Raw genomic sequence first — 13,126 nt, 5'->3', positions numbered from 1 at the left:
GAAGCCCACCCACTTCGTCGACCATGGGTAAATCCTCGCCGGGCGCATTGTGACCGCGGATGTACCCGCATGGATATGATGGGCCGGGCGGCGTCTTAAGACTGGATAGGCCACCGCTTCGACGCGCCTTCCGGCCTTAACGACCGTCAAAGAATGAAATCGCTCGCCTTGAGATTGATGTTGGCGTCGATGGCGATAGAAAAATCCGCTTTGCCGTCTCCGTTCACATCACCGTGGATGAATGTGTCGCCGCCCTTCTTGTCGTAGCGCAGTTCACCCGCCTTGTTGTGGAAGCCGGCGGTGCCGATGAACTTGAAATCCTGGTTGCCGCCGCTCTTCGTGCTGGCGTCGATGCCGCCGAGGTCGATCTTGTCCTTCTGCGACTGGGAAAAATCGAGGATCGTGTCGCCGGTCGCGGCCTTCACCGTCTTGAAGACGAAGAGATCGGCACCTCCGTTGCCCTTGAGGATATTGGCCTCGCCATTCGAGACCAGCGTATCTTTACCGCGACCGCCAATCGCGTTCTCGAAGTTCCGAATGTGGAATTCGCCGCTTCCGGTTTTCACGCTCGATGCGCCGTTGAGGTCGATGGTCAGCCTGGCTGAAAACGCAGTGAAGTTGACGGTGTCAGAATCTTTTCCAGATCCCAGAACTCTCTCGCCACCATTCAGCGACACCACAAGCTCCTTGTCCGCCAGTGCGCTGAGGATGATTTCATCGGCATCACGGCCGAGGTTGACATATTCAGCGCCGCCCTTGCCGAGGTTGACGACATCGGCTCCCCCGCCTCCGTTGATGGTTCCCATGAGCCCCGTATCAGTCGTGAGCGTGTCATTCCCTGTCCCCAGAATGACATTCTCCGCTTCGCCTCCGCCGGTCATGACGACATGATCGTTTCCACCACCGAGGTCCATGTGATTGACCCAGTACCCAACGGTTACCTTCTGGACGCCATTGCCGGCTAGGAGAGACTCCACCTGGGCATTCTTCAAGGTAATGGTACTTGTTCCGGTACCGCCGGCGAGCAGGACGTTAATGTAGGCACGACCTGCATCGCTGGTACCGGTCGTCGCGTCAGTGATGTTGAAGTTCGCATTGATGTTCGCGCGAATAACACTCACGGCCCATGACGAGCCGCTCAACTTCAAATTGACGGTAAAACTGGGACCCTCGGTCGGGACGTTGAAGTCGACCATGTCATACAATAGCCGATCCGCGCCCCATCGATACGTGTCCTCTCCGACAACAACAGAAGTCTTGCCATCGAGTTCTCCGCTGTAGTTGGATGTTATGATACCCATCGAGCCCCCTCCCGTCAGTTCGAAGAATAGTATCAAGCTTTCAGCAAAATGGGAGAGCGCTCAGTGGAGGAGGGGGTGGAAATACGGTCGCCGTCAGAGCAACAGGCCCCTGCCAATGCAGGGACGGAACAGGGCTTGCATGTTTCTTGAGAAGCGGCCCTGGATCAGGGCCACGGATATTCTACGAGATCACAATGGCCGACGCGAGGGAAACCGCACACCAACGCTGCAAGCGGGCCGCCCTTGCCGATCGGATCACCATGGGCAGTATCGCCAGACAATCCGATCGATCTCCACCTTGCCGGGCCTACGCAGGTGGCGTCCGGTTTCGCGCAGGAGCAAATCGCCAATGCGCTCGACAGCTGACATAAAGCTCAAAAAAGTAAGTGCTTTCCGGGGAAATGATGGTGCTGCTAGAGAGATTTGAACTCTCGGCCTCTCCCTTACCAAGGGAGTGCTCTACCCCTGAGCTATAGCAGCGTCCGGCGAAACGAAGGTGTGTTCCGCGTGAGCGAGGGCCTATTGCCATAGGTCACCCGGCAGTGCAAGCGGCGATTTTACGATTGTTGCAACAAATCTGGTGATGACGGCGCTTTTTTGCCGGAATGGATTTCGCTAAAAGAACGGGCATGAGCGGCAAGGACGAGATGAAAAGCGGAAAGATCAGGACCGAGGCGGAGATTCGCGCGGAGCGGCTGGCCAAGACGCTGCGCGACAATCTCCAGCGCCGGAAGCAGCAGGCGCGCGCCCGGCGGGCCGGTGCGGCAGACGAAACGTCGGGGCTTCCCGGCGGGCTTCCTGCCGCAAAAAAAGACGAATCGGGCGATTAGACCGGCATGTCTTCAGCACGAAGGCGACGGGGGTGATTTTCCGACCGGGCGCGCGCAAAGGGCGGCCGGCCGGCATGGTCTTCATTTTTCGATCGCGATGCTCTAAAGAGGCCGCCATCTCCGAAAGCCGACATTCTAGGAAAGGCGGGCCCGGCCCGTAATCGCACATGGATCGCATCCGAATTGTAGGCGGCAACGAATTGACGGGCACCATCCCGATTTCCGGCGCCAAGAATGCCGCGCTGCCCCTGATGATTGCCTCGCTCCTCACGGACGACACGCTGACGCTGGAAAACGTGCCGCATCTTGCCGACGTCGAGCAGCTCATCCGCATCCTCGGCAACCACGGCGCCGACATTTCCGTCAACGGCCGCCGCGAGCGCCAGGGCGAGGGTTATTCCCGCACGATTCATTTCACCTCGCGCAACATCGTCGACACGACGGCGCCCTACGAGCTCGTCTCGAAGATGCGCGCCTCCTTCTGGGTTATCGGCCCGTTGCTCGCCCGCGAAGGCAAGGCCCGTGTCTCGCTGCCGGGCGGCTGCGCCATCGGCACGCGCCCGGTGGACCTCTTCATCGAGTCGCTCGCCGCGCTCGGCGCGAAGATCGAGATCGACGGCGGCTATATCGAGGCGACGGCGCCCGAAGGCGGCCTCATCGGTGCGCGCTATACCTTCCCGAAGGTCTCCGTCGGCGCGACGCATGTCCTGATGATGGCGGCGACGCTCGCCAGGGGCACGACGGTCATCGGCAATGCCGCCCGCGAGCCGGAGGTGCAGGACCTCGCCAAGTGCCTCAACGCCATGGGTGCCAAGATATCGGGCGCCGGCACCGCGACGATCACCGTCGAGGGCGTCACCCAGCTTTCCGGCGCGCGCCACCGCGTGCTGCCCGACCGCATCGAGACCGGCACCTATGCCATGGCCGTCGCCATGACGGGCGGCGACGTGACGCTCGAAGGCACCGATGCCGCATTGCTCGAAACCGCGCTCGAAGCGATCCGCCGGTCCGGCGCCGAAATCACCTCGACGGAAAGCGGCATCCGCATCGTGCGCAATGGCGGCGGCATCAAGCCGGTCGACATCGTCACAGACCCCTTCCCCGGGTTCCCGACCGACCTGCAGGCGCAGTTCATGGGCCTCATGACCAAGTCGAGCGGCATTTCGCACATCACCGAGACGATCTTCGAGAACCGCTTCATGCATGTGCAGGAGCTGGCCCGCCTCGGCGCGAAGATCTCGCTCTCCGGCCAGACGGCCAAGATCGAGGGCGTCGAGCGGCTGCGCGGCGCCCCGGTCATGGCGACGGACCTGCGCGCCTCGGTCTCGCTCGTCATCGCCGGCCTTGCTGCCGAAGGCGAGACCATGGTCTCGCGCGTCTACCATCTCGACCGCGGCTTCGAGCGGCTCGAGGAGAAGCTCACCCGCTGCGGCGCCGTCGTCGAACGCGTCAGCGACTGATCTTCCTTGCGCGGCGGGCGTTGCAGTCTGCCGCGCGCCGTCCTATCTCGTGGAAAAGACCGGGATGCCGCAAACCGCGGCGTCCCCAAGCATTTTTCCGCAATGCCGCTTGCGAAGGCGCCTTCCGCTCCCTTGCCAGCTTGCCCCCGAAGGACGCACCATGGACAGCCTGAAACTGCTCGCCCTCGATACGGAAGACCTCTCCGTCGTTTCCGCCCACCTGCAGGACGCGGTCTTTAAGACCGACGGCCTTTCCTATGACGCCCGCCACGGTGTCTTTTCCGTCGTCGTCAACCGCTTCGTCTGGGAAAAGGCGGTCGGCCGCGGCAAGGCCTTCGAGCGCCGCCGCGCCGTCGTTGCCTTCAAGCGCGTCAACGCCGTGCGCTCGCTCGGCATCGACCGCAAGGACGAGGACGCCGTCTTCTCCCTGCTCGCCGTGAATTTCACCCGGAAGGGAGACGGCCCGGACGGCACGCTGGAACTCGTGCTCTCCGGCAGCGCCTCCATCGCGCTCGATGTGGAATGCGTCGAAGTTCAGCTTGCAGATACCGGCGGGGCATGGGAAACCAGCTTGAAGCCCCGCCATCCGGCGGTTTGAAGGATTTTGCCGGCACTTTGGCCGGAAGACGACAGGACGGACGACTTGGCGATCAGACTTGACTACCAGAGCAGTGATTTCGAAAGCCGGTTCGCTGCCTTCCTGACCACCAAGCGCGAGGTCTCCGAAGACGTCAATGCCGTCGTGCGTGCGATCATCGACGATGTGCGCGCCCGTGGCGACGCGGCGCTGGCCGACTATTCGAAGAAGTTCGACGGCCTCGACTTTGCCGTCACCTCCATGCGTGTCTCGCTGGAGGAGATCGAGACGGCCTATGACGCGGTCGATCCGAAGATCATCGCCGCGCTCGAACTGGCCGCCCAGCGCATCGAAAAGCACCATGCCCGCCAGCGGCCGAAGGACGACATCTACGAGGACGACATCGGCGTCGGCCTCGGCTCGCGCTGGACGGCGATCGACGCCGTCGGCCTCTACGTGCCGGGCGGCACCGCGAGCTATCCAAGCTCCGTGCTGATGAACGCCGTGCCGGCCAAGGTCGCCGGCGTGCCGCGCCTCGTCATGGTCGTGCCGGCAAAGGACGGCGAGATCAATCCGGCGGTGCTTGCCGCCGCACGCATCGCCGGCGTCGACGAGATCTATCGCATCGGCGGCGCGCAGGCCGTCGCGGCGCTTGCCTACGGCACGCAGACGATCGCGCCCGTGGCCAAGATCACCGGCCCCGGCAATGCCTTCGTCGCCGCCGCCAAGCGCCAGGTCTTCGGCACCGTCGGCATCGACATGATCGCCGGTCCCTCCGAAGTGCTCGTCATCGCCGACGCCGACAACGACCCGGACTGGCTCGCCGCGGACCTTCTCGCCCAGGCCGAGCACGATGTCGGCGCCCAGTCGATCCTCGTCACCGACAGCCAAGTGCTCGCCGATGCCGTCGAGGCCGCCGTCGAGCGGCAGCTGAAGACGCTGGAGCGCGCCGAGACCGCCGCCGCCAGCTGGCGCGATTTCGGCGCCATCATCCTCGTGCCCGACCTTGCCAAGGCCGTGCCGCTTGCCAACCGCATCGCCGCCGAGCATCTGGAGATCGCCACCGCCGACCCCGACGCGCTGATGCCGAAGATCCGCAATGCCGGCGCCATCTTCGTCGGCCGCCACACGCCCGAGGTCATCGGCGACTATGTCGGCGGCTCCAACCATGTGCTGCCGACCGCACGATCCGCCCGCTTCTCCTCGGGCCTTTCGGTGCTCGACTACATGAAGCGCACCTCGATCCTCCGGCTCGGCGCCGACCAGCTCCGCGCCCTCGGCCCTGCCGCCATCACGCTTGCCGAGGCCGAGGGGCTCGGCGCGCATGCCCGCTCCGTCGCCATCCGGCTCAACCTGGAGACATAGGGCATGGGCAAGAAGGGCAGCTTCCGCCTCTGCGACGTGGTGCTGGACGACACGATCGGCCGCGCCACGCCGGATGTGGAGCACGAGCGTGCCGTTGCCATCTTCGACCTCATCGAGGAGAACTCGTTCGAGCCGATCGGCCATGCCGGCGGCCCCTACCGCCTCAACCTCTCGCTGCTCGATTCCAAGCTCGTCTTCGCCATCCGCACCGAGGCGGGCGAGGACGTGGCCACCCATATCCTCTCGCTGACGCCCTTCCGGCGCATCGTGAAGGACTATTTCATGATCTGCGAGAGCTATTACCAGGCGATCCGCTCGGCGACGCCCAGCCAGATCGAGGCGATCGACATGGGCCGGCGCGGCATCCACAACGAGGGCTCGCAGACGCTGATGGACCGGCTCTCGGGGAAGATCCGCTTCGATTTCGACACGGCCCGCCGGCTTTTCACGCTCGTCTGCGTTCTCTACTGGCGCGGGTGAGTGGATGGAGGGCGTCTTCCCGGCACCACAGGAAGCCCGGTCGCGAACGCCCCGTTCGATTCTCTTCATGTGCCGCATGAATGCGGTGCGCTCGCCGATGGCCGAGACGATCGCCCGCAGCGTTCTGCCCGGCACCTATGTCGCCTCCGCCGGCGTGCGCCCCGGCGAGCGCGACCCCTTCGTCGATGCCGTGCTCGGCGAGGTGGGCCTCTCGCTCGGCCGCCATGCGCCCCATTCGCTCGACGAGCTGGAGGACGATTATTTCGACCTCATCGTGACGCTCGCCCCGGAAGCGCACCATGCCGCGCTCGAGCTCACCCGGTCCATGGCCGTCGACGTCATGTACTGGCCGACGCCCGACCCGACGGTGGCGACCGGCACGCGCGAGCAGATTCTCAGCGCCTACCGCGAGGTTCGCGAATTCCTGAAAATGCTGATAGAGAAGCGTTTGAAGGCCCCCGGCTAGGCGCAGGACAGCCCTGTTTCCGGCAAATGCAGAAAGCCGGCGCTTCGGTGTTCACAAAGCACTGGGGATTGTGTAGTTTCCGGCAACTTTTTCGAGGCGGGCATCCGGCCTCCCCGAATCCACCCTACAGGAATATCGCTCAAAGATGGCAAAAGAAGAAGTCCTCGAATTTCCCGGCGTCGTGACGGAACTGCTCCCGAACGCCACCTTCCGCGTCAAGCTCGAAAACGAGCACGAGATCATCGCGCACACCGCAGGCCGCATGCGCAAGAACCGCATCCGCGTTCTCGCCGGCGACAAGGTGCTGGTCGAGATGACGCCCTACGACCTCACCAAGGGTCGCATCACCTACCGTTTCAAGTAAGCTCCTCCCAGCGGGACCTGCGGCCGCGCCCCTGCCCGGCCCGCGGCCCGAGAGCTGAAACCGGCGCACCCCGGAGACCCCATGGCGCAGACCGACACGCTCATCCTGGCATCCGGCTCGCCGCGCCGCGTCGAACTGCTCGCGCAGGCGGGCATTGAGCCCGCGCGCCTGATGCCCATGGATATCGACGAGACGCCGAAGCGTTCCGAGCATCCCCGCTCGCTGGCACGCCGGCTCTCCACGGGCAAGGCACAGGCGGCGCTCGCCGCCATCAAGGGGGACCCCGCCTTTGCCGGCAGCTATATCCTGGCCGCCGACACGGTCGTCTCGGTCGGCCGGCGCATCCTGCCCAAGACGGAGATGATCGACGAGGCCTCCAGCGCCCTGCACCTGCTCTCCGGCCGCAGCCATCGCGTCTTCACCGGCGTCTGCCTCATCACGCCGGACCGCACGGTGCGCCAGAAGGTCATCGACACGAAGGTGCGCTTCAAGCGCCTCTCGACCACCGACATCGAGGCCTATCTTTCCTCCGGCCAATGGCGTGGCAAGGCGGGCGGCTATGCCATCCAGGGCATTGCCGGCAGCTTCGTCGTCAAGCTGGTCGGCTCCTACACCAATGTGGTCGGCCTGCCGCTCTACGAAACCCTCGCCCTGCTCTCCGGCGAAGGCTTCGACGTGCATGCCGGCTGGACGGACGCCTGACATGACGAACGAAAGCGAAAAACCGGCGGCTATCGTCGCCCCGCTGCGCAAGGCCGTGCCCTGCCCGATCTGCAAGCGCCCCTCGGCGCGCGAGCACTATCCCTTCTGCTCGAACCGCTGCCGCGACGTCGACCTCAACCGCTGGCTCTCCGGCTCCTACGCCATCCCCGTCGCCGACGACGAGACGAAGGCCGACGAGGACGATATGTGACGTCCCCGTCACACGTCGAAAACACAATCTTTTCCGCCACTTGCAAAGCCAGCCATTTTTCCCGCAAAAAACGCCCGGGAGGGCTGGACACATTTTCGCAAGATGCTATAACCCCGCTCGCTTCCGGGGCGAAACCAAGCGCCCCACGGATTTCAAACCCGAAATCCAACCGGATGCCCGGATAGCTCAGTTGGTAGAGCAGCGGATTGAAAATCCGCGTGTCGGTGGTTCAAATCCGCCTCCGGGCACCATTAAGCCCTTAAAATCATTGATTTTTTGAAAAACTCTTTGAGCCCGCATGCGCTGGAAATACGCTAGCACACGTCTAGCACACCCCGCAAAATTGCTCTTTTTCTTCAAGGCTTGCCGTGCCTGCCACGGTCACGCGTTAGCACAGTTTTAGCGCAGGCGTGCTAGTAGCGTAACCACTTGGAGAGTGTCATGTTGCAGCGCGCGAAGCAGTCCAAACATGTTGGTTTCCACGCAGAACTGAGCCGGTTAGGCGCATAATTTCCATTGAGAATTGAGCCATGTGAACCTTCCCCCAACGCGGAGAGCGACGGGGCAACGGAGTGATCCACATGGGACTTTTAAATATCATTCGTCGGATGGCGCTGCGTGAGAAGCAGTCGATCCGCGAGATCAGCCGGCGAACAGGGCTGTCGCGGAACACGATCGCGAAGTATCTGAACGCTGGTACAATCGAACCAACATTCACCGTACCGGAACGACCGAGCAAGCTTGATCCGTTTGCCGACAAGCTGGCGGCCTGGCTGAAGACCGAGGCCGGGAAGTCGCGCAAACAGCGACGAACACTGAAGCAGGTTCATGCCGACCTGGTGGCTCTCGGCTTTACCGGCTCCTATGGTCGGGTTGCCGCCTTCGCCCGTGATTGGCGAGCGGAACGACAACGTGAGCAGCAGACGACGGGCCGCGGCATATTTGTTCCGCTGTCTTTCCGCCCAGGCGAAGCATTCCAATTCGATTGGAGTGAGGACTATGCCGTCATTGGCGGCGAGCGCACAAAGCTGCAGGTCGCGCATATCAAGCTATCGCACAGTCGCGCGTTTTTGGTCAGGGCGTATCTGCTGCAGACGCACGAGATGCTGTTTGACGCCCATTGGCACGGCTTCCGTGTGTTCGGCGGCGTCCCTGCTCGCGGCATTTACGATAACATGAAAACCGCGGTCGATCGCGTCGGTCGTGGCAAGGAGCGACAGGTCAATATCCGTTTCCTCGCGATGACGAACCACTACGTCTTTGCGCCTGAGTTTTGCAATCCTGCCGCGGGCTGGGAGAAGGGCCAGGTCGAGAAGAATGTCCAGGATGCCCGGCCGCGACTGTGGCAACAGATGCCGGACTTTCCTGATCTGGCGGCATTGAATGCCTGGCTGGAACAGCATTGCCAGGACCTGTGGCGCGACACAGCACACGGCACCTTGCCCGGCACGATCGCGGACGTCTGGTCCGCGGAACAGCCAGCATTGATGGCGCTCCCCGCTGCGTTTGACGGCTTCGTCGAGCAGGGCAAACGTGTCTCTCCGACATGCCTGATCGGTAGCGTCCACGTTCGTGGTGTAATTTCGGGGGCGCATTGAGTGGAAATTGCGGTGGAGAATGCGCTGCCGCTTTTGCCGAGCGCCGGGTGGTCACCGGGCCTGTCGGATAAGGTGGAGTTGTTCGACTTCAACCTGCCGAAAGGAACTCCGATGACCGACGATAGATTACCCCTTGCCGAGCTTGCCGCGAAGAGTGGCGACAGCGATTTTCTGCGGGCCATTGCCGAAAGCGTGCTGCAACTGATCATGGAGGCCGACGTGGACGGCCTGATCGGCGCTGGCCGCTATGAGCGGGGCGATGGCCGCCAGACCTGGCGCAACGGCTACCGCGACCGCTCGCTCGACACCCGGCTCGGCACGCTGAACCTGAAGATACCGAAGATGCGGCAAGGGGCCTATTTCCCCGGCTTTCTGGAGCCGAGGAAGATGGTGGAGAAGGCACTGGTGGCCGTGATCCAGGAGGCATGGATCAACGGCGTTTCGACGCGCAAGGTCGATGAGCTGGTGCAGGCGATGGGCATGACGGGGATTTCCAAATCCTCCGTTTCCAAGCTCTGCAAGGACATCGATGAGCGGGTGAACGCCTTCCTCAAGCGCCCGCTTTCGGGCGACTGGCCTTATCTCTGGCTCGACGCGACCTATCTGAAGGTGCGCGAGGGCGGGCGCATCGTCTCGGTGGCGGCGATAATCGCGGTGGCCGTCAATACGGACGGAAAGAGGGAGATCGTCGGCCTGCACATCGGCCCTTCCGAAGCCGAGCCGTTCTGGACGAGCTTCCTGCGCGATCTGGTGCGCCGGGGTCTCACCGGCGTCAAGCTGGTCATCTCCGACGCTCATGAGGGGCTGAAGGCCGCCATCACCCGCATCCTCAGCGCGACATGGCAGAGGTGCCGCGTTCATGCGATGCGCAACGCGCTTGCCTACGTTCCCAAGGGCCAGCACACCATGGTCGCCGCCGCGATCCGGCAGGCTTTCATCCAGCCCGACCACGACAGCGCCGTGCAGACATGGCGGCATGTCGCCGACCAACTCCGCGCCAGATGGCCCAAGCTCGGCACCTTCATGGACAATGCCGAGGCCGATGTGTTGGCCTACATGGCCTTCCCGGCGCAGCACCGTACCAAATTGCATTCCACCAACCCGCTGGAGCGGCTGAACAAGGAAGTGAAGCGTCGCGCCGATGTCGTCGGCATCTTCCCCAACGAGGACAGCATCGTCCGCCTCATCGGCGCGGTCCTGCTCGAAGCCAACGACGAATGGCAACTCCTCAGCCGATACATGCAGGTCGAGGCGATGGCCGAGATAAATCCACCAACAATCGAGGAGGAAACCACACTTCAGATTACACCCAGAGCCGCCTGATCATGACAGCCCGGGGCCACACCCGAAATTACACCATCTTGACGGACGCTATCTGCCTGATCACCTTCGAGCGGAACCGCTATAGCGTGCCTGCATCGTTTGCGAACCGGCCTGTCAGCTTGCGAATCTATCCCGAGCGACTGGTCGTTGCGGCCGAGGGTAATGTCCTATGCGAACATCCGAGGGTGATTGAGCGCAGCCACGACAAACCGCCGCGGACGATTTACGACTGGCGACACTACCTTGCCGTCATTCAGCGCAAGCCCGGTGCCTTGCGCAATGGTGCGCCTTTCCTGGAATTGCCGCTGGCCTTTCGACAGTTGCAGGACCAGATGCTGCGTCGCCTGGGCGGCGATCGTGAGATGGCCGATATCCTTGCTCTGGTGCTTCATCACGACGAACAGGTCGTCGTCAGGGCTGTGGAGCTGGCTCTGGATCAAGGCGTCGCGACCAAGACGCATGTGCTGAACCTGCTGCATCGTCTGATCGATGGGAAGACGACTGACGGCCCCGACATCGACACGCCACAGGCGCTGACCTTGTTGCGTGAACCCAAGGCCAACGTCGAACGCTACGATGGCTTGCGTGTCCGGATCGTGGGAGGTCGCCATGCGTCATGATCCCGCAAGTGCCGCCGTCGTCATCATGCTGCGGAGCCTGAAGATGTATGGCATGGCCCAAGCCGTCACAGACCTGATTGAGCAAGGGGCTCCAGCTTTTGATGCGGCCGTGCCGATCCTGTCCCAGTTGCTGAAAGCCGAGATGGCCGAACGTGAGGTTCGCTCGATTGCCTATCACATGAAGGCTGCTCGCTTCCCAGCCTATAAGGACATCTCCGGGTTCGACTTCGCCGCCAGCGAAATCAACGAAGCGACGGTGCGCCAACTGCACCGATGCGAGTTCATGGACGGGGCGCAGAATATCGTGCTCGTCGGTGGGCCGGGCACAGGAAAAACACATGTCGCGACTGCCCTTGGGGTCCAGGCGATCGAGCATCACCGCCGGAAGGTCCGCTTCTTCTCGACCATCGAATTGGTCAATGCGCTCGAGCAGGAGAAGGCAAAGGGCAAGGCAGGTCAGATCGCCGAGACGCTGGTCCGTCTCGATCTGCTGATCCTCGATGAACTAGGATACCTTCCGTTCAGTGCTTCCGGCGGAGCGCTGCTCTTCCACCTGTTGAGCAAGCTCTATGAGCGCACCAGCGTCGTCATCACCACCAACCTCAGCTTCAGCGAATGGGCAACCGTCTTCGGCGACGCCAAGATGACGACAGCTTTGCTCGATCGCCTGACCCACCGTTGCCACATCCTGGAAACCGGTAACGACAGCTTCCGCTTCAAGGCCAGCTCGGCCGCAGCAGCACAGAAGAGAGGAGAAAAGGCCAATCCCTTGACCAAACCCTGATCAGAAAACCATACTCAGAGGTGGCTCACTTCTCGGTGGAAAAACCGGCTCAGTTCTGCGTGGAAACCAACAGATTACCCTATCAGAGCGAGCTATGCACGAACGCAAACCCGTACAATCCTCGCCCTGCGTTCTGAGCAAGCACACGAACCACTTTCGGCCCGCCGCGGCAGCGTTGGCGATAGTCTCCGTCAAAATCATCAAGCACCGACAATAACATAGCAATGCCAGGTTTTACCCTGAACGGTGCGCCAGACGAGATTCGAACTGTCTGTTTAGAACGCAAACGCATGTCTGCTTTCCTAACCTCGCTCCCAGAAGCCGCAAGTCCGTCCACAGCCCCCTTGCGGTCATTCCGGACTTGGTGCTGACTGAACGCCTTATCCGCAACGGCTGATGGTTTGATTGTCCCGGCCTGGGTATCTTATGGGAGCCAAATTCGTTGAACTTATTTGTGGCTGTCCGAAAGCATGTTGAATGGATTGGAAATCCTGGTATTAATGTCATCAACATCTTGACCGTTCCAGTTGAGATGAAATGAGACCGTCTGACGCACCTCTCGGTAATGTTGAAAATCCGCGTGTCGGTGGTTCAAATCCGCCTCCGGGCACCATTAATTTCTTCAAAGAAATCAATGATTGCCGCGAAGCCGTATTCAATCTGAACGGTTTTCATGTTGCGCAGTGTCGCAACATCAGGACAATGTGCGTCCGCAATCGAAGGTGACCTTGCTCAGAAGATCCGCCGGCACCTCGATATCGACCATGGCAGCGGCGACGAGTTCGTCCCGCTTGGCACGGTTTTCATATCCCTTGATTGTCGCAAGGTCGGTGCTGCTCGCAGTGGCTATCCGCCCCGCATTGGCGGAGCATATGCCCGCAAGCGTCTCTACGCGCGCGGTCTTCACGGCTTCGGCCCGTGCACTGGTGGTGGAAACCCATCCCGCGTTGAAGGCGATGATCGGCGCAGCCACGAGGCCAAGAACGAAACCCACCATATAGGGTTTTGCTTTTTCGAAGGTTTGACTGAATGACATGACTTTATT

General features: G+C 61.9%; 13 protein-coding genes, 2 tRNA genes and 2 pseudogenes. 14 read left to right on the top strand and 3 right to left on the bottom strand.

Annotation, left to right across the window (positions count from 1 at the left end; genetic code table 11):
• Positions 1 to 146: 146 nt before the first annotated feature.
• Positions 147 to 1,301: a M10 family metallopeptidase C-terminal domain-containing protein gene (locus shn_RS01055; RefSeq protein WP_084437683.1), complete on the bottom strand. Its 1,155-nt coding sequence runs from the start codon at positions 1,299 to 1,301 to the stop codon at positions 147 to 149.
• Between the two features lie 405 nt (positions 1,302 to 1,706).
• A tRNA-Thr gene (locus tag shn_RS01050) sits at positions 1,707 to 1,781 on the bottom strand.
• Positions 1,782 to 1,930: 149 nt separating this feature from the next.
• On the opposite strand from shn_RS01050, the gene shn_RS01045 reads away from it, so the two are divergent.
• The 14 genes and pseudogenes from shn_RS01045 to istB all read left to right on the top strand — a co-directional run bounded on the left by shn_RS01045 (position 1,931) and on the right by istB (position 12,081).
• Positions 1,931 to 2,131, top strand: coding sequence for a hypothetical protein (locus shn_RS01045; RefSeq protein ID WP_064328786.1), 201 nt, complete (start codon positions 1,931 to 1,933; stop codon positions 2,129 to 2,131).
• A gap of 167 nt (positions 2,132 to 2,298) precedes the next feature.
• The gene (gene murA, locus shn_RS01040) at positions 2,299 to 3,591 is read left to right on the top strand and encodes a UDP-N-acetylglucosamine 1-carboxyvinyltransferase (protein ID WP_064328785.1); all 1,293 of its coding nucleotides are present in this window, start codon (positions 2,299 to 2,301) and stop codon (positions 3,589 to 3,591) included.
• 160 nt (positions 3,592 to 3,751) lie between these two features.
• Positions 3,752 to 4,189: a DUF2948 family protein gene (locus shn_RS01035; RefSeq protein WP_064328784.1), complete on the top strand. Its 438-nt coding sequence runs from the start codon at positions 3,752 to 3,754 to the stop codon at positions 4,187 to 4,189.
• 45 nt (positions 4,190 to 4,234) lie between these two features.
• The gene (hisD, locus tag shn_RS01030) at positions 4,235 to 5,533 is read left to right on the top strand and encodes a histidinol dehydrogenase (protein WP_064328783.1); all 1,299 of its coding nucleotides are present in this window, start codon (positions 4,235 to 4,237) and stop codon (positions 5,531 to 5,533) included.
• A gap of 3 nt (positions 5,534 to 5,536) precedes the next feature.
• On the top strand, positions 5,537 to 6,013 hold the full coding sequence (locus shn_RS01025; RefSeq protein ID WP_064328782.1) for a UPF0262 family protein: 477 nt from the start codon (positions 5,537 to 5,539) through the stop codon (positions 6,011 to 6,013).
• 4 nt (positions 6,014 to 6,017) lie between these two features.
• On the top strand, positions 6,018 to 6,479 hold the full coding sequence (locus shn_RS01020) for a low molecular weight phosphatase family protein (protein ID WP_064328781.1): 462 nt from the start codon (positions 6,018 to 6,020) through the stop codon (positions 6,477 to 6,479).
• A gap of 145 nt (positions 6,480 to 6,624) precedes the next feature.
• Positions 6,625 to 6,843, top strand: a complete 219-nt coding sequence (infA, locus tag shn_RS01015; RefSeq protein WP_004435948.1) for a translation initiation factor IF-1 — start codon at positions 6,625 to 6,627, stop codon at positions 6,841 to 6,843.
• An 81-nt stretch (positions 6,844 to 6,924) separates the two neighbouring features.
• On the top strand, positions 6,925 to 7,545 hold the full coding sequence (locus tag shn_RS01010; protein WP_064328780.1) for a Maf-like protein: 621 nt from the start codon (positions 6,925 to 6,927) through the stop codon (positions 7,543 to 7,545).
• Between the two features lies 1 nt (position 7,546).
• On the top strand, positions 7,547 to 7,756 hold the full coding sequence (yacG, locus tag shn_RS01005) for a DNA gyrase inhibitor YacG (protein ID WP_064328779.1): 210 nt from the start codon (positions 7,547 to 7,549) through the stop codon (positions 7,754 to 7,756).
• Between the two features lie 175 nt (positions 7,757 to 7,931).
• Positions 7,932 to 8,007: transfer RNA gene (locus shn_RS01000), tRNA-Phe, on the top strand.
• A gap of 330 nt (positions 8,008 to 8,337) precedes the next feature.
• Positions 8,338 to 9,312: pseudogene (gene istA / locus shn_RS00995) on the top strand (IS21 family transposase); the annotation flags it as partial.
• Positions 9,313 to 9,465: 153 nt separating this feature from the next.
• Positions 9,466 to 10,677, top strand: a complete 1,212-nt coding sequence (locus tag shn_RS00990; RefSeq protein WP_064332381.1) for an IS256 family transposase — start codon at positions 9,466 to 9,468, stop codon at positions 10,675 to 10,677.
• A 53-nt stretch (positions 10,678 to 10,730) separates the two neighbouring features.
• Positions 10,731 to 11,297 (top strand): annotated as a pseudogene (locus tag shn_RS00985) (IS21 family transposase); the annotation flags it as partial.
• The gene (gene istB / locus shn_RS00980; RefSeq protein WP_064328778.1) at positions 11,287 to 12,081 is read left to right on the top strand and encodes an IS21-like element helper ATPase IstB; all 795 of its coding nucleotides are present in this window, start codon (positions 11,287 to 11,289) and stop codon (positions 12,079 to 12,081) included. The pseudogene shn_RS00985 and the gene istB, both read left to right, overlap by 11 nt.
• Positions 12,082 to 12,775: 694 nt before the next feature.
• Here istB and shn_RS00975 read toward each other — a convergent pair.
• Positions 12,776 to 13,117, bottom strand: coding sequence for a hypothetical protein (locus shn_RS00975; protein WP_064328777.1), 342 nt, complete (start codon positions 13,115 to 13,117; stop codon positions 12,776 to 12,778).
• Positions 13,118 to 13,126: the final 9 nt, after the last annotated feature.

Source organism: Shinella sp. HZN7 (assembly GCF_001652565.1).
GTDB classification, from domain to species: Bacteria; Pseudomonadota; Alphaproteobacteria; order Rhizobiales; family Rhizobiaceae; genus Shinella; species Shinella granuli.
Note: the sequence above shows the minus strand (reverse complement) of the source record. Positions and strands in the feature narration are given on the sequence as shown.

What these genes read in the sequence shown, in the direction of transcription:
- shn_RS01055 (WP_084437683.1), bottom strand. Translation starts at nt 1,301, where the DNA reads ATGGGTATCATAACATCCAACTACAGCGGAGAACTCGATGGCAAGACT.
- shn_RS01045 (WP_064328786.1), top strand. Translation starts at nt 1,931, where the DNA reads ATGAGCGGCAAGGACGAGATGAAAAGCGGAAAGATCAGGACCGAGGCG.
- murA (WP_064328785.1), top strand. Translation starts at nt 2,299, where the DNA reads ATGGATCGCATCCGAATTGTAGGCGGCAACGAATTGACGGGCACCATC.
- shn_RS01035 (WP_064328784.1), top strand. Translation starts at nt 3,752, where the DNA reads ATGGACAGCCTGAAACTGCTCGCCCTCGATACGGAAGACCTCTCCGTC.
- shn_RS01025 (WP_064328782.1), top strand. Translation starts at nt 5,537, where the DNA reads ATGGGCAAGAAGGGCAGCTTCCGCCTCTGCGACGTGGTGCTGGACGAC.
- shn_RS01020 (WP_064328781.1), top strand. Translation starts at nt 6,018, where the DNA reads ATGGAGGGCGTCTTCCCGGCACCACAGGAAGCCCGGTCGCGAACGCCC.
- infA (WP_004435948.1), top strand. Translation starts at nt 6,625, where the DNA reads ATGGCAAAAGAAGAAGTCCTCGAATTTCCCGGCGTCGTGACGGAACTG.
- shn_RS01010 (WP_064328780.1), top strand. Translation starts at nt 6,925, where the DNA reads ATGGCGCAGACCGACACGCTCATCCTGGCATCCGGCTCGCCGCGCCGC.
- yacG (WP_064328779.1), top strand. Translation starts at nt 7,547, where the DNA reads ATGACGAACGAAAGCGAAAAACCGGCGGCTATCGTCGCCCCGCTGCGC.
- shn_RS00990 (WP_064332381.1), top strand. Translation starts at nt 9,466, where the DNA reads ATGACCGACGATAGATTACCCCTTGCCGAGCTTGCCGCGAAGAGTGGC.
- istB (WP_064328778.1), top strand. Translation starts at nt 11,287, where the DNA reads ATGCGTCATGATCCCGCAAGTGCCGCCGTCGTCATCATGCTGCGGAGC.
- shn_RS00975 (WP_064328777.1), bottom strand. Translation starts at nt 13,117, where the DNA reads ATGTCATTCAGTCAAACCTTCGAAAAAGCAAAACCCTATATGGTGGGT.